Annotated in this window: 13 protein-coding genes and 1 CRISPR repeat array; of the genes, 5 read left to right on the plus strand and 8 right to left on the minus strand. The window is 39.5% G+C overall.

Features of this window, described 5'->3' with window-relative positions; genetic code table 11:
- Positions 1–264, plus strand: coding sequence for a CRISPR-associated endonuclease Cas2 (gene cas2 / locus AHMF7616_RS04310; protein WP_115371763.1), 264 nt, complete (start codon positions 1–3; stop codon positions 262–264).
- Between the two features lie 214 nt (positions 265–478).
- A CRISPR array of direct repeats spans positions 479–4,020; the repeat unit is 30 nt; unit sequence CCTTTAATCGCACTATGTTAGAATTGAAAT.
- Positions 4,021–4,083: 63 nt separating this feature from the next.
- Here the strand turns inward: cas2 and AHMF7616_RS04315 are convergent.
- From AHMF7616_RS04315 to AHMF7616_RS04325, 3 genes are all read right to left on the minus strand, one after another.
- Positions 4,084–4,275 carry a hypothetical protein gene (locus AHMF7616_RS04315; protein WP_115371764.1) on the minus strand — a complete coding sequence of 64 codons (192 nt, stop codon included), beginning with the start codon at positions 4,273–4,275 and terminating at the stop codon, positions 4,084–4,086.
- A gap of 409 nt (positions 4,276–4,684) precedes the next feature.
- Positions 4,685–5,308 (minus strand): hypothetical protein, encoded by a 624-nt coding sequence (locus tag AHMF7616_RS04320; protein ID WP_115371765.1) that lies wholly within the window; start codon positions 5,306–5,308, stop codon positions 4,685–4,687.
- A gap of 153 nt (positions 5,309–5,461) precedes the next feature.
- Positions 5,462–5,752, minus strand: a complete 291-nt coding sequence (locus AHMF7616_RS04325; protein ID WP_115371766.1) for a PID-CTERM protein-sorting domain-containing protein — start codon at positions 5,750–5,752, stop codon at positions 5,462–5,464.
- A 702-nt stretch (positions 5,753–6,454) separates the two neighbouring features.
- Between AHMF7616_RS04325 and AHMF7616_RS04330 the strand changes: the two genes are divergently transcribed.
- The 4 genes from AHMF7616_RS04330 to AHMF7616_RS04350 all read left to right on the plus strand — a co-directional run bounded on the left by AHMF7616_RS04330 (position 6,455) and on the right by AHMF7616_RS04350 (position 9,142).
- On the plus strand, positions 6,455–6,745 hold the full coding sequence (locus AHMF7616_RS04330) for a hypothetical protein (RefSeq protein ID WP_115371767.1): 291 nt from the start codon (positions 6,455–6,457) through the stop codon (positions 6,743–6,745).
- A gap of 700 nt (positions 6,746–7,445) precedes the next feature.
- Positions 7,446–7,937, plus strand: a complete 492-nt coding sequence (locus AHMF7616_RS04340; RefSeq protein WP_115371769.1) for a hypothetical protein — start codon at positions 7,446–7,448, stop codon at positions 7,935–7,937.
- An 8-nt stretch (positions 7,938–7,945) separates the two neighbouring features.
- Positions 7,946–8,437, plus strand: a complete 492-nt coding sequence (locus tag AHMF7616_RS04345; protein ID WP_147275602.1) for a hypothetical protein — start codon at positions 7,946–7,948, stop codon at positions 8,435–8,437.
- A 96-nt stretch (positions 8,438–8,533) separates the two neighbouring features.
- A complete protein-coding gene (locus tag AHMF7616_RS04350) occupies positions 8,534–9,142 on the plus strand; it encodes an HD domain-containing protein (protein ID WP_115371771.1) in 609 nt (202 codons plus the stop codon).
- Here AHMF7616_RS04350 and AHMF7616_RS04355 read toward each other — a convergent pair.
- From AHMF7616_RS04355 to AHMF7616_RS04375, 5 genes are all read right to left on the minus strand, one after another.
- Positions 9,105–9,563, minus strand: coding sequence for a Crp/Fnr family transcriptional regulator (locus tag AHMF7616_RS04355; RefSeq protein WP_115371772.1), 459 nt, complete (start codon positions 9,561–9,563; stop codon positions 9,105–9,107). The genes AHMF7616_RS04350 and AHMF7616_RS04355 overlap by 38 nt on opposite strands.
- A gap of 7 nt (positions 9,564–9,570) precedes the next feature.
- Positions 9,571–12,318 carry a hypothetical protein gene (locus AHMF7616_RS04360; RefSeq protein ID WP_147275603.1) on the minus strand — a complete coding sequence of 916 codons (2,748 nt, stop codon included), beginning with the start codon at positions 12,316–12,318 and terminating at the stop codon, positions 9,571–9,573.
- A gap of 317 nt (positions 12,319–12,635) precedes the next feature.
- Positions 12,636–13,682, minus strand: a complete 1,047-nt coding sequence (locus tag AHMF7616_RS04365) for an adenylate/guanylate cyclase domain-containing protein (protein ID WP_115371774.1) — start codon at positions 13,680–13,682, stop codon at positions 12,636–12,638.
- On the minus strand, positions 13,679–14,056 hold the full coding sequence (locus AHMF7616_RS04370; protein WP_115371775.1) for a response regulator: 378 nt from the start codon (positions 14,054–14,056) through the stop codon (positions 13,679–13,681). Before AHMF7616_RS04370 ends, AHMF7616_RS04365 begins: the two co-directional genes overlap by 4 nt.
- A gap of 43 nt (positions 14,057–14,099) precedes the next feature.
- Positions 14,100–15,422 (minus strand): sensor histidine kinase, encoded by a 1,323-nt coding sequence (locus tag AHMF7616_RS04375; RefSeq protein ID WP_158546097.1) that lies wholly within the window; start codon positions 15,420–15,422, stop codon positions 14,100–14,102.

Raw genomic sequence — 15,422 nt, forward strand, 5'->3', positions numbered from 1 at the left:
ATGTACGTAGTAGTGGTATATGACATAGGTGAATTGCGCGTCGCCCGGATGTTAAAACTTTGCCGCAAATACCTGAACTGGATTCAGAATTCCGTATTCGAAGGCGAAATTACCGAAGTAAAGTTAAAAGAAATGCTGAGCAAAGCCCGGGAAATCATGGACTTGGATTACGATAGTATTATAATCTTTAAGAGCCGGGAACATAAGTGGTTAGATAAACAAATTGTGGGTGTTGCCCGCAGTCAGATTGACAACTTTTTGTAGGGACTTAGTCGTCGAAGTGGATGCTGATAAATTGGTTACTTTATTTTTGTTCGTTTTAAAGTATAAAAAACCGCTTTCACGTATCCAGGATACAGTTGTCTATGCCTCCGTTAAAACGTATTATTGCTCATCGACAACTTTTATCTATTTTCTACCAAGCGAAAAACCTTAATTTAACCCTTACAAGGCTGTTTAGATGATTAAATTACAACGGCCTTTAATCGCACTATGTTAGAATTGAAATAGGGTAGTGCAGATAAGCTCATGGTGCCAGTTAACCCCTTTAATCGCACTATGTTAGAATTGAAATAGAGCTGGCCTGACAATTATTGACTATAATCCGGATACCTTTAATCGCACTATGTTAGAATTGAAATAAGCCTGACGAGCCGGATAATAGGAGTTCTTGCCAATCCTTTAATCGCACTATGTTAGAATTGAAATATCATATCTACCTGTACCATCGACATTTGCTGCCGGCCTTTAATCGCACTATGTTAGAATTGAAATTAGTGAATAGCGAACCACCCTAACTTAGTACAGACTCCTTTAATCGCACTATGTTAGAATTGAAATGTTTTCCTTAGATGCCAACAATAAATTTGTGTTAGTACCTTTAATCGCACTATGTTAGAATTGAAATTAAGCGGTTGCCTTGTTCGTCGTATTCGATGGTGCTCCTTTAATCGCACTATGTTAGAATTGAAATATGGCCATACTGGAAACACCGCCTTTCGCCATAGCACCTTTAATCGCACTATGTTAGAATTGAAATTTTCGTTCTAAGCGCCTAGAGCCCTGGAAAAGATTTGCCTTTAATCGCACTATGTTAGAATTGAAATTTGTCTTTGCGTTCCCACTTGGCCTCTTTCGATTTACCTTTAATCGCACTATGTTAGAATTGAAATTGAAAGGGCTGGAAGGATTGAGCCCGGAGTTTCTGCCCTTTAATCGCACTATGTTAGAATTGAAATATGCCTAAGAGCGCCATAATGGAAAAATCCGATCGCCCTTTAATCGCACTATGTTAGAATTGAAATATACGTAAAATCAAACACCCTGTACCCAATCGGCGGCCTTTAATCGCACTATGTTAGAATTGAAATTGCGTAGGCGAAACATCTATTTCGGATTCTTTTAACCTTTAATCGCACTATGTTAGAATTGAAATTCGTTACCCCTTACCCAATTAACCTTTTCTAAAGTGCCTTTAATCGCACTATGTTAGAATTGAAATATCTTTTTAGCCGCTTTCCCTTTGGCCTCTTTGGGAGCCTTTAATCGCACTATGTTAGAATTGAAATATTTGACCCGCGTTGGACTTGTCGAATTTAATACCCCCTTTAATCGCACTATGTTAGAATTGAAATCTCGTTGCTTGACATAATCCACTAAGCCCGCCGTTGCCTTTAATCGCACTATGTTAGAATTGAAATTTAATTGTAACCTGCGATACACTGACGTAAGGTCGGCCTTTAATCGCACTATGTTAGAATTGAAATGCGGACCCATGCGCTGCACATTCGATTCTTTGGAATCCCTTTAATCGCACTATGTTAGAATTGAAATATTTTTTCTTGCTTGCGTTCGAGTTTTTCCTCGCACCCTTTAATCGCACTATGTTAGAATTGAAATTTAATGCGATCACTCGGATCAAAATCAAACTCCCAACCTTTAATCGCACTATGTTAGAATTGAAATGCGGTTATAAGCTTTGCTGATCTCGCCTAAAAACAACCTTTAATCGCACTATGTTAGAATTGAAATAACGCTTTTGCAAAGTGCAGAAAATCGTCTAAGTATCCTTTAATCGCACTATGTTAGAATTGAGATATAAAACCGATACTTACATAAAAGTCAGGCAAATAACCTTTAATCGCACTATGTTAGAATTGAAATTTTTTTGCAGAAGCAGATGTAAGTGCTTCTGCATTTCCTTTAATCGCACTATGTTAGAATTGAAATGCCGGTTTCGGATCCCGAAGCAAATTGAAACCGGTAACCTTTAATCGCACTATGTTAGAATTGAAATATTTCGGTTTGCAGTTGCCCAGTCAGATTCCATACCCCTTTAATCGCACTATGTTAGAATTGAAATTGGGTGTTCGGCGGCTGTTAACCCGGTTTTGGAGGGCCTTTAATCGCACTATGTTAGAATTGAAATTTTAAACCCATCACAAAAGCATGGTTGCAGTTTTCCCTTTAATCGCACTATGTTAGAATTGAAATTCGAAAAATGCCTGAGGCGTTTCCCAGAGATCCGTTGCCTTTAATCGCACTATGTTAGAATTGAAATATGGTATAATGATTTCCGGCGTGTCTCAAGCTTCCTCCTTTAATCGCACTATGTTAGAATTGAAATTTTTTCTGCCGAGCTTTTTTCTCTTTGCTGCGCTAACCTTTAATCGCACTATGTTAGAATTGAAATATTATGTTCATACACGTTACGCCAAACTATTGGCATCCTTTAATCGCACTATGTTAGAATTGAAATCATACTTTATAACTTTTTGGCCTTCCGTAATACTGACCTTTAATCGCACTATGTTAGAATTGAAATTAGAAGAAATTAATAAGGTATTAAATCGTTAAAATAACCTTTAATCGCACTATGTTAGAATTGAAATTAAGCTTCGACTTCAGGAGAGTAAGCCCCATATTCGTCCTTTAATCGCACTATGTTAGAATTGAAATCTAACTAATTTACGCTGGTGTAAAACAGTCCGACCAACCTTTAATCGCACTATGTTAGAATTGAAATAATGGAAGTATTCCTGATACATAAGCTACTTTATTGACCTTTAATCGCACTATGTTAGAATTGAAATAGCGGAGCAGGTGTTACTGACTCTGGAATAGGTGCTCCTTTAATCGCACTATGTTAGAATTGAAATTTAGGCAGCGATAGTGCCGCACAAAGGGCCTTATTCCTTTAATCGCACTATGTTAGAATTGAAATTTGTTTTCGTGGTTGGCGGTAGAAGGATTAAGCCCGCCTTTAATCGCACTATGTTAGAATTGAAATTCTTGTAGTTATGCGGGCAATAAAGCAAGCTAATACCCCTTTAATCGCACTATGTTAGAATTGAAATATCTGAATAATCCGTGGTTTAGTCGGCTGAATAACCCCTTTAATCGCACTATGTTAGAATTGAAATACGTTGGTTTCTGTTCGGGCTGAAGTTGATGTTTTTCCTTTAATCGCACTATGTTAGAATTGAAATAGAGATAATAACCGCCTTTTCTACTTCACCCGAAAGCCTATAATCGCACTATGTTAGAATTGAAATATTTGGTGATGCTATTAGCCATTGGTGTCTGGATCTCCTTTAATCGCACTATGTTAGAATTGAAATCGATGGCGGAACGCTGCTTAAGCAGGGCAAATAAGCTCCTTTAATCGCACTATGTTAGAATTGAAATTAGGCCACGCAGTAGGTTTTATCTACTTGCGTTAAGCCTTTAATCGCACTATGTTAGAATTGAAATATGTTTAATGAATATGTTTTTAACTGGCTATTAATCCCTTTAATCGCACTATGTTAGAATTGAAATAGAGTTAAAAGGAACAAAAAATTAAAAATTATTTAAACCTTTAATCGCACTATGTTAGAATTGAAATTTGAATTTGGAATTTATAAGGGATAAGGAGAAATGCTCCTTTAATCGCACTATGTTAGAATTGGAATAAGGAAGGGTACGCTATTTTGGTATTATAGAGCAAGTCCTTTAATCGCACTATGTTAGAATTGAAATCTTAAACATTTTAGATGATGCATAGTCTTACTCCAGCCTGTTTAACAGCTTATAGTGTAGTTCTTAGTAAGTGATTTTATATATTAGTTTTTTTAAGAAATGAATTATATCCCAACTGCCAATTTTGTCCTCTATTGCTTTCGGTAGATTTCTGCCGGGTTGCACATTGGCTAATGCGTCCGCCAGCATGTTAAGGCGTTCGGTCATTATATCATACTCTTCTTCGTTAGTGTTGGGATAGATTTCTAATTTCATAGCGTTTACATTATATATTCATTAAAACCAAAATCCTTACCTGATTACTGTTTTTGCCCGAGAAATCCGAAACATGTGTATAAAGAATTTTGATTATTTTTTTAAATTCCAGTATAGTAGTAATCCTTTGTTTAGCCTTGTTCAGTACTTGTATCTAGATACAATTCATGCTATTTTGTTACCTCTTTAATCCTTAATTACTTTAACCAGAAAAAGGCCCTACTCGCGTGGGCCTTTAACTAAAATTTGATTTTTACCGGTTTAGATATGATTTGTTCCGGAATAATTCTGGCAGATCTGCAAGAATTGGAGGAGGAAGAAGTTATAGAAGTTGGCCCAGATTTAACGGTTGTAGTATTTCTATAGATCTAATAGCAAGTAAAGTACATTGCTCGTATAGTAAATAGCGCTAATACGTAACAAGCAAATCCTTATTAGAATGAGCCGGCCTATTTGTTTTTAACTCTTTTTTACTGTGTTTGTAGTACAAATAAATGAGTAAAAAAAGTAAAGCATAAACGACTACATTAAACGTATCGTGATGATCTAAATATTGATTGACGTTCCAGTTTTTAGCCAGAGCAATCAATATAACGGCTATTCGCCAGCAGTTTATTAACCAAATACTGGTTAAGCCTATAAGGCACCAGCTTACTTTTCTTTGCCAAGTGTCTTGTTGCGCCACAATAAAAGCTATCCAAAAACTCATTACTCCGTAGCCCAAGCAAGTATAGCCAATAATCACGCCCGGACCATGAGGTACAGTTAAAGTATAGCTATCAGCAATGTAAGATTTTAAACCAAATGTTTGCCCTATTAATTGAGCCGTATGCAAGATGGATGTTCTAAGCCAGGAAATATAATCCAGATAGGAATGGAGAAAAGAACTGAAAATAGCCCCGTTCGCATCCGTGATAGCTATATAAAATACATTAAAGTAATACAGAAGAGCCGTGAAGGTTATAAGCTTAATAACAAAAGTTACTTCAGTATATTTCAGTAAGCTTTTATGGATGGTAGCGGTGATAGTCATGATAAAGGGTAAATAGAAAGGATTAACTGTGGAAAAGTTGTGGTAAAGATGAAACGCTCATTACTGAAAGAAAAACTACAAGCACCAATGCTTACATTTATTTCTAATCAGAAATGAGCGATTAAAATCAGATAGGAAATTTGGCTGATAAAATTAAAGATGATCGTTATTTATATCGGCACCGTCCTTTTCTTTTTTTCTACGTTCACGGGCTTTTTTAATGCCTAAACCGGCACCAGCTGCTACGAGCAAACTTAATCCTCCATCAATGGGGGCGTTGGTGTTCCCGTTGTTATTCCCTCCGGTATGGCCACCGGTATGATTGCCAAAGATAATTTCCCAAAAACCAAAAGTGGCTAACCGGGCTGTGGCAGAAGCGTTGAAGGTGCTCGTTAAAAATAAGGCACTAGCAATAAATGCTGATTTGATGAATAATTGTTTCATAAGTAAAATTGTATGTTAGAAAATGGATAATAATGTATAACCTAAATCAATGGGGTATATTCCGTACACGCGCAAAGCCACTTTTAATCTCTTTCCTAACATGGATAAGAAATAATTGATCAGTAACTTACCGGCGATCTAAATATATGCAACAAATATATAATTTATATTATATATAAAAAAATTAATTATTAAAAATTTGATAAAAATTAGCATTGTGTAGGCACTATTTAATTTCCTTCAGGTGTATATTAGTAAAGCATTAACATAACCTTTCTGGAAAGCGAGGTATAGAATGTTTTTAAGCCCATCATCAATTGCTGCTTTGTTAAGATTGTTAATTATTTTAAACATCTTTCGCTATATTTTTTCCAATCACAATTGTAGAAATGTGACTTTATGTCCAGGGCACCACTGGAAGCTTCCCTTAAAACAGCATTGTTCCAGAGGAGATGGTGTAACTCAAAACAGTTAGTTATTAAACAGGAAAACCTTTACTTCCTGGCAAACTGCTAAAATCTCTTTGTAGTTAATTTTATAGACTAAATTCGATGCGCATCCCTCTAAATCTGTTATAAAGGTATTTTAAACACGAACTTTCCATACCTCCTATTCCCATTCCGTTTTTTCTATACCAAAACAGTTCTATTTTTGGGAGGCCAATAAGGGTGAACGCAATAGCCCGGGATTAATCTAACGTTTATGAAAGTAGCATTTTACTTATTGCAAGGTCCCGTAGAAAATTACCTGTATGATATAGAAAATAAAGGATTACACTTTTCTATTTTAAAAAAAGTAAATAACATAGTTTTTTACCTGCCCTACACACCAGCTAAAGGAATGTTGGTTCAGCTAGCTCGGTTTAACGCAATTTTTAAGTTTAGTAAAGCTGAGTTAGAACTGTTGGATAGCACCGGGGCTTATGTAGTAAGTGATTTGAGCATGACTCCGGAGCACTTAGAATTGTGGCTAACGTTTAAAGAAGATTATTAACTTTTTACCTCCTTGCCAAAAGTTTAAACACAAATACCCGATTTACTTTTTAAAAAATTAAATACTACCAGGCGAAGTAATAGAACAGCTAAAACTATAAAACGCGGGCATAACAAATAATTCCGGCATTCTGGATTAAGATGCCATGCTTTAATTAAGAAAAGCGTAGCAATGTGAAGTTAAGCCGAGTAAATTTTTTAAATTTTAGGATTTATGCGGGTGATTCTAGGCATAAAATGCTGGGTGCAGATGCTGCTAACAAGCCGGTAGGCAAGTAAAAATTAAAAAAACCTCTTTTAAATCCTTTGTAGTCTTTGATAAGCGAAGAGAACTTGCTCTATAAAGCCAGCTTTATACACTACAAATTTAATAATTGTGTAACTGGTAAAAAACCGGTAGATCGGGTGGTAAGCTCCTGCGGCTCATTTCAGGACCGGAGGAGGAGGCAGCGTAGCTCGGCCGGCAATCAAGAATTAGAAAAAATAAGTTTTGCTTTTCTTTATTCTAAAATAATATTAGGTTACATAAATTATTAACTACTAGTATATTAGTTGAAAAAATCTCTTAAAAAAGGAACAATGCAAACAGCATCAGTAACTTCTCCTTGGCACTTACCCGTGTAATGGGTATTGCTCCAGCCGCAAAATTTTAACCGGTAATCTTCTGCTAGCATGATTCACTAAACACATTTTTTTAAATTATGAAGAAGTTTCTGGATAATGTGGCATTTGTAATGTGCTGCCTGATGGGGTGTACGGCGCAACCCCCCACTAAACAAATGTTTGAGCCGGCATCCACGAGCAACTGCACTTTGCCCGATACCAAATGGTTAAAGGTAGTAAACGGCTATGATAGCAAAACAGTGGTAGATTTAGCTACTAAGTTAGAAGCGGCCGCTAAAGCCGACGCCGACAAGATCAAGAATATAGGCGCAGCCAGTGCCTCGGGATCGTTTACCTCCGATTTTTCTAAAATTGTAAACGCGAACTCCCAGCAGATGGTAGAAGTGTCGCCAGAATTTTATGAAGGTTATCGCTCGAAGCGCGATGCTTTATGCACTTTGTATAGCTTACTCGACCGTTCTAACATTTCGGATGCAACCCGAGCCGCCGCCGAAAAGCAGTTTCTGGAGATAAACGAGAGTTGGAGCAAAATTAAAGATAACGAACAAAAAAAAACTTTAAACCGGTAATTTCTGGCTTGTTCGTGGACTCCGTGAGTTGGAAAGGAGGCCGGTTACTCTTCTCTATTCATAATAATAACGACTTTGACTTACCGCTTCTGATCGATTTAATGATTATCAGCCTGAACTTGGACTACGAGATACAAAGTGCTGGTGCGCAACCCATTCAATTGAGCGGCACCCAAAGAACCAAGCTAAAAGATGTGTTTATTAACCTGAACCATAAAGAAACTTTACTTACGGAGGAGCAATACACCATTCCACCAAACGCCCAGATTCCGTTTAAAGTAAATTACATGACCACCTTAAAAAGTCTGAACGACTTAGTTACCGAAAGAATGCGGAACGCCGGTCACAAGCCCGTTCCGGGCAGTCAAGTATTGATTAAAAAAATCAACTATAATTTAGAAATCAAGTTTCTGAATCCTCAAAAAAATACGCCGGAAGCGTTAAAAGTAAATTTTGTGAAGGATGAGATTAAAAATTTAAAATTTTCTTTAAAGCCGTAGAGATGGGAGGCATAAACCTGGTTACCTAAGGCAACAATCGATTTTTGTTGAACAACCGCCAGAAATATTGTATATTCCGTAGTTTACATACCAATAATGCCCACTGCTACCTACCCCGAAATACAGGATTACGCCCTCCGGAAATTACGCACCGGATTAACCGAAAAGCATACGTACCACCACCTTAAACATACGGTAGATGTAGTAGCGCAATGTACCGCAATTTCGGATTTAGAAATGGTAAACTCCGCCGAAGATCTGTTTCTTTTAAAAGTAGGAGCCTTGTACCACGATATGGGTTTCTTATTTACTTACCAGGGGCACGAAGCTAAAAGCTGCGAAATAGCCGATACTGACTTAACCCTTTTTAAATTTACGGACCGCCAAAAAGAAGTTATTTTTAATTTAATTAAAGCCACGCAAGTACCTCAAAAGCCGCAGACCCAATTAGAAGAAATTATTTGCGATGCCGATTTGGATTACTTGGGCCGCAGCGATTTTTATGTAATCGGGGAGGGGCTGTACCAGGAGTTTCTGTGGCAAGGAATCGTGAAAAATGAACGGGACTGGAACCAAGTACAAATTAAATTTTTAGAAAACCATTGCTACTTTACGGCCTCATCTAAAAAACGGCGCGAAGAACAAAAGCAAGTGTACCTGGCGCAAATTAAAAAGAAGGTTGCGCCGTGGGAGCACTTGTTTTAGTCTCGGCCAGTTTGGCATCCATAATCCGGAGCCGGCGACCCAGCGTTTTTAAAATTCCTTTAAGTACTTCGGCGTTCGCCAGCATAATATCATAGAAAGGCTCTTGTTCCAGCTTCAGCAGAATGGTTTCTTCCAGAGCGGTGGCGCTCGCTGAACGGGTGTCGGCGTCCAGCACCGACAATTCTCCTAAAATTTCATTTTCTTCTAAAACGGCTAATGTTAGGTTGCCATCGTGAACGCGGATTTTCCCTTTGTAAATAAAATACATGCTTTCACCCACGTCGCCTTTTTGAAATAAGGTTTCGTTAGTATTCAGGTACAATTCCTCTAAAACTCCGGCTAGTTCCACCAATTCGGCTTCGGGTGTGTTCTGAAAAATTTCCGAAGACCGGAGGGTGAGCACTTTTTCTATGAGTAACATGCAGCAACTATAATTCTACTTGCGAAATAACAAATCTTTTAGTTTCACTCAGTAAAGGATGATTTTCTTCCGGGAGCGGTTCGCTCAGAATTTGCAAAAAATCCTTATTCTTTAAAGTAGGTATCAAGTATAAAGCTACGGATTTCGTCCAGACATTAAAACTGGTTTCGGGGGCCACTAGTATTTCCTGAATAACGGAGCTTACCCCGGAAGCGTGGGTACTTACGTTAAACGTAGGAGCAGGCTGAAACTCCAGCGCGTATTCCAAAATAACATCTATAGGCAAAAAGTAGCGTTTCGGGATATGGAGCTCCAGCATTTCAATGGCGTTAAAAAGGCGGGCTTGGTCCCGGGATTTTATTAGCTGCAGCACGCGTTCGAGGTGCGGACGGTTGTAGAGCAAAGCGCAGGCTTGTAAAATAAGCTGCCCATCTTGCGCAATTTCCGATTTCAAAGCAGTGGTCAATAAACCGGCAACCGGATCAGCGGCTAAGCGGGCAGTAACGTTTATTTTCTGTTTCGTTTGTGCTAGTTTGGCTTCGAGCCAAGTGGCCACTTCTTCCTGACCAGCATCCGCTAAATTGGCTTTTTTCCGGTACAGGGCGGCTACTGCTAAATCTCTCGTTTGGTTTTGGGCTCGCAAAAAAAACAGCAGATAATTAGTAGACAGATGACCGGTTATGGTTCCAGCCGTTTTGATAATTATATGGTTAATTGCCTCTGGTACAGAACCAGGAATCAGGTATTCTGGAGCAAAAATTGAATCGCCGAAGTGTAAAATAGCTCTCTGCAAGGCTCCCGTGGTATTTTGTTTTGCCGATATAACCAGCAGCACCGACCATAAGGAATAAGCTTTAACCTGGCCCACGGCTTCCATCGCGTTTTTAAAAATTACTGGCGAAGAATCTTGTAGTAAGCTTTGCAAAGGCGCCTGAAAATTGCCGTGGGGCGCGGCCGAAATAATCTCTAAAGCCAGTAGCTTAGCTTCTAACGGGGAGGCAGCGGCCAATGCGGTTACTTCTTGCTCCACTACTTGCTGGATAGTAGGTTCGGGACGCGAAGCTAAACCCAGTAAAGCCGCTTTTTTACTCGCCGGGTCTAAATTTTTAAATTTATTCTGTTCCCGAGCTTGTTCAGGATTTAAGTAATAGAGCGCCCGAATTAAATCGGGTTTGGTATCGGGGGAGGGATTGGCCGCTAATTGCTGCGCTACAACCGGTAAAGCTGCGGTTATATTCCGGTGCGTAATTCGGGATAAAACGTATTTTTTTATTAACGATGAAGCATTATGTAACTCCTGTAATAATAAAGTATCTATTTGTTTATACCCCGAGCGTTCCAGTAATTCTAAAGCAAACAATACTTCTTTGGGCTTTTCGCTGGTAGTTTTGGCCAGTAACAAATCGCGGACGGGTTTGTCGGATAAAAAAAGTTGCGTGCCCGTAAAATAACCCTTTTTTAAAGCTTGAATCAGGGTATGTACATATTCTTTTTTAATCAGCAACACCATTCCCGACCAAACAGCCAGGAGTAAAACCAAGGTGCGGCAAACCAGCGCAATCGAAATTTCGCCATGCGGGTCGCGGAAAGCAAAAGCAAAAATACCCACTACCAGTAAGGCAAAAGGCAAAGTATAACCTTTGGTAATTAAATGACCTTTTAAGCGCGTGTGCGGATGCAAGGGTTGAAATAAAATAAAAAAAGCCGGTTCCTGTACCGTCGATTTTAAAACCTCGGAAAGCAACACCATTAAGCCAAAAATTATTAGAACGTCGGTAGCATTATGCGGCGTGAGTAAGATAAATCCAGTGATGAGCAGCAAGATAGCAGGCGTTACCAGTAAAGAATTAGCTAAGCCCAAGCGGTTAATAACCCGGCTACTGAAAACTACTTTAATAAACATAGCCAGTACCCGGCCCACGGCAAAATAAATACCCAGAAAAGAAGCTAGTTCGTGGCTGGTTTTATACTTAACCTTTATTTCGGTTAAAAAAGTGTAATCCAGCAAAGAGAAAATAGTAAATCCTACGAAAGACCAAACGGCAATTACCAATATTAAATTATTTTCAAAAAAACGGCTGATAAAACCAGGATGTTCCTCACTCACTGGGTGCCCCGACCGGGTGGGCGGGTGGTGCGCCTGCTCGGGCGAGGCCACAATAACCGGGTGATTAAATTGGTTTAGGTAATAGTAGGCTATTAAAAAAGCAATAATGGAAATAGCCAGCACGTTGATAACGCTTATAACTGGGGCTAAAACCGCTACCGCCGCGTACCCTAGAATTTTGGCCGGAATGTCGCCGGAGCCTACAATCGAAAATATTCTTTTACTTTCCCGGACGTTAAAGATAATGGCCGCCATACCCCAGAAAGCATACCCTATTACCATATACAATACTAAATTCCAAGCTGATAAGAAAAAAGGCAGCCAGGTAATGGGAAAGAGAGCAGCTTCTAACCAGGTAAAAACAATAGAGATTAAAGAAAATAAAATAATCACCTGCAACAGCTTTTTAGGCGATAGCTTGGCTTCTAAGGCCGCATACACGTAATTGGCGCCCAATAACAGACCGGCCGCCAGCAACGACACTTTAGGTAGTTCTTTAATGGGGTAAGTCGCCAGAAAAAGGGTGAGCGCGCTGGTAAATAAAAACGAGGTGCCCACACCTAAAAAAAACTGTACTAAAAAAAGTTGCTTTACTACCCGGACTTCGGCCGGTTTAATATTAAGCAAGGAATAGATCTTACTTTTCATAAAAAATCCTATCCGATGTTCGATGGTTCGATACTCGATTTACTTGATTAAAATTAGCGGAATAAAATCAATAAAATCTTTTTAATGCCGCGCTTCATGCTTAATTATTTAAAAAAACAGTTTAAGTAATTGGTCCTTATTAGTTGTTGGTTAGGCTACTAATAAATTAAAAAAACCAGCTACTCATGCCAGCATTTCTTTTATTATATTTTGTACAAGAACTTAACTAAGTAAAAATTTGGTATCTACTATCCGGATAATAGTATTTTACATCAAACATTGAAAAATCGAATATCGAAATGGCTTGTACCCGCCGCTTATTCTAAAACTTCGTAGATTACCACGGGAACTGCTTTATTTTTTAAATTTACTTCTTTTATTTTCTGGCACTGAAACGATTCTTTCGCTTGTTCATAAACTGCTTCCGAAATTACGATTTGGTTGGGCTGCGCTACCGATTGCAGCCGTTGCGCCAGATTAACGCCATCGCCGATAACGGTATAGTCTAAGCGGCGCAGCGAAACAGAACCAATATTACCCGAAATAACCTCGCCGGAATTAATGCCCACCGAAACCTGCGGTTTAAAAAAATGCCCATCTAACTGTACTTCATTTTCCTGATTCAATTTTTCGCGCACCGCTAAGGCCGCATCCATGGCCCGGTCCAGGTGGTAATTACCCCGGAAGACCGCCATCACCGCATCGCCCATAAATTTATCCACGTGGCCATTCTGCGCAATTACTTCTTTCACCATCAAGTCGAAATATTTGTTTAGTAAACCCACTACCGTATTGGCCGGTACTTTTTCGGTAATAGACGTGAAACCGCAAATATCCATAAACATAATGGTGGCTTCAATGGATTCATTTACCAGAATACTGTTTTCGAACTCTTTGTGCGTCATAAAATTCAGCACGTTCTCGTCCACGTACATTTTAAGAATGTTATTTTCCTTAATGGCCTGCATGGTTTCGCGCAGTTGCGATACGTGCAGCATGGTTTTATCCATGGTTACTTCCAGGTCTTCGAAGTTTACGGGCTTGCACACAAAATCAAAAGCGCCCCGGTTCATGGCCATCCGGATGTTTTCCATGTCGCCGTAAGCCGATACCATCACGGCTTTTACCAACGGGTTTACCTCGGGTAATTTGGTGAGCAAGGTTAGGCCGTCCATTTCGGGCATGTTAATGTCGCTCAGCATAATATCTAAATCGGGGTGTTCGGCCAGTTTCTGCAAAGCTTCTACGCCGTTGTGCGCAAAAACAAACTCATACGCGTTTTCTCTAATTTTCCGTCGAAATTTTTGTTTAATCAGTAATTCTAAATCGGTCTCGTCGTCAACCACCAATATTTTGGCCATCAGGATGCAAAATTTTTAAGTTTTTCTTTTAACAGGCTAAAATCCAAGGGCTTGGTTAAAAAGTCATCGGCTCCGTAGTGCATGGCTTGCTGGTAGTTTTCCTCGTCGCCGTAAGCTGTTATCATCATTACGGTGGGCGGCTTGGTTTCGTGCTTTTTGCGAATCAATTGCAGCAGTTCCAGACCGCTCATGCCGGGCATATTAATATCGGATAAAATCAGTACTACCTCCGAATCGTATTGTTGCAGGTAAGCAAAAGCCTCTTCTCCGGACACGGAAAAAGCAAAATCCAGTTCGCCATTTTTAATTTCCCGCCGGAAACGTTGTAAAAATAATGGCTGCACATCGGCTTCGTCGTCCACTACTAATATTTTCATTTATTTAATAAATAGGGTCAAATAGTGTTTAAATTATTATTAATTATCCGTTATTCCGAGGTAAGCGCAAGATAAATTCCGAAAATTCCCCCTCCTGGGTATTTAAGTCGATGGTGCCGCCGTGTACTTTGGTGATTATATCGAAACTGAGCGATAAACCCAGGCCGGTACCTTTGCCGGCTGGTTTAGTCGTAAAAAACGGCTGCATGATTTTATCCCGGATGGCCTGGGGAATACCCAAGCCGTTATCTTTTACCCGAATTTCTATTTTGTCGTCTTTTTGCTGGGTAGATACGTTAATGGTGGGCTCAAAAGCGCCGTTTTGTAATTTCTTCTTCTCGCTGATGGCGTAAAAAGCATTGTTATACAAATTGAGCAATACCCGACCCAAATCCTGCGAAACCGCTTCCACAGGTTTTAAATCCGGCGCAAAGTCGGTTTTAATAGTGGCGTTAAAAGATTTGTCTTTCGCCCGCAAACCATGGTACGAAAGCCGCAAATACTCATCGGCTAAGGCATTAATGTCCGTGGGTTCTTTTTGGCCGGTGGTCGTGCGCGAGTGCTGCAACATGCCTTTCACAATTTTCTCGGCCCGTTTGCCGTGGTACGATACTTTGTTCAGATTTTGGGTTAAATCAAACAAAATTTCTTCGGCGTACTGTTTTTCTTCGGGAGGTAATTTTTGCAAAGGGCCTTCTTTTAATTCTCCCAGCAGTTCGGTGCTTACTTCCGAAAAGTTATTCACAAAATTGAGCGGGTTTTGAATTTCGTGGGCAATGCCCGCGGTAAGCTCGCCTAAGGAAGCCAGTTTTTCTTGTTGAACAAGTTGCGCCTGGGTGGCTTGGAGTTCTTTTATAGTTACTTCCAGTTCTTCTTTTTGTTTGGTTATTTCGGCGGTGCGTTCGGCTACTAAAACTTCGAGCTGGTTATTTTGGGCCGAAAGAGCTAATTTTTGTTGTTCTTCCAGTTGCCTTTGCTGGCGTTCGTAGTCTAATTCTTTTTCGCGCTTATTAGCATTTATCCAACTGGCAAAATTCCAGACGAATGCACCCATAATCGCCGCACTCCAGTAACCTTCCCAATTTTTATAAAAGTCCGGCACAATTAAATTTAAAAAACCGCTTAAAAAAGCAATTACCGCAAACGGCAAAATAGGGGTAACAAAGGCGCGGGACGAATAAAAATCAGGTTCTTTGTAGATAAAGAATATGACCAACCACAGATAAATGGCCGCGCTAAAATTAGATACTTCGTCGCTTAAAAAACTGCCAATCGCAAACATAAGGCCCAGAGTAATCCAGCTGGAAACATTCAGCCATTGGTCCCACTTAAAAGTCTGAGTGGTGCCCTGGTTGGATTTTCGCAA

This window comes from Adhaeribacter pallidiroseus, from assembly GCF_003340495.1.
Lineage (GTDB): Bacteria > Bacteroidota > Bacteroidia > Cytophagales > Hymenobacteraceae > Adhaeribacter > Adhaeribacter pallidiroseus.

What these genes read in the sequence shown, in the direction of transcription:
- cas2 (WP_115371763.1), top strand. Translation starts at nt 1, where the DNA reads ATGTACGTAGTAGTGGTATATGACATAGGTGAATTGCGCGTCGCCCGG.
- AHMF7616_RS04315 (WP_115371764.1), bottom strand. Translation starts at nt 4,275, where the DNA reads ATGAAATTAGAAATCTATCCCAACACTAACGAAGAAGAGTATGATATA.
- AHMF7616_RS04320 (WP_115371765.1), bottom strand. Translation starts at nt 5,308, where the DNA reads ATGACTATCACCGCTACCATCCATAAAAGCTTACTGAAATATACTGAA.
- AHMF7616_RS04325 (WP_115371766.1), bottom strand. Translation starts at nt 5,752, where the DNA reads ATGAAACAATTATTCATCAAATCAGCATTTATTGCTAGTGCCTTATTT.
- AHMF7616_RS04330 (WP_115371767.1), top strand. Translation starts at nt 6,455, where the DNA reads ATGAAAGTAGCATTTTACTTATTGCAAGGTCCCGTAGAAAATTACCTG.
- AHMF7616_RS04340 (WP_115371769.1), top strand. Translation starts at nt 7,446, where the DNA reads ATGAAGAAGTTTCTGGATAATGTGGCATTTGTAATGTGCTGCCTGATG.
- AHMF7616_RS04350 (WP_115371771.1), top strand. Translation starts at nt 8,534, where the DNA reads ATGCCCACTGCTACCTACCCCGAAATACAGGATTACGCCCTCCGGAAA.
- AHMF7616_RS04355 (WP_115371772.1), bottom strand. Translation starts at nt 9,563, where the DNA reads ATGTTACTCATAGAAAAAGTGCTCACCCTCCGGTCTTCGGAAATTTTT.
- AHMF7616_RS04360 (WP_147275603.1), bottom strand. Translation starts at nt 12,318, where the DNA reads ATGAAAAGTAAGATCTATTCCTTGCTTAATATTAAACCGGCCGAAGTC.
- AHMF7616_RS04370 (WP_115371775.1), bottom strand. Translation starts at nt 14,056, where the DNA reads ATGAAAATATTAGTAGTGGACGACGAAGCCGATGTGCAGCCATTATTT.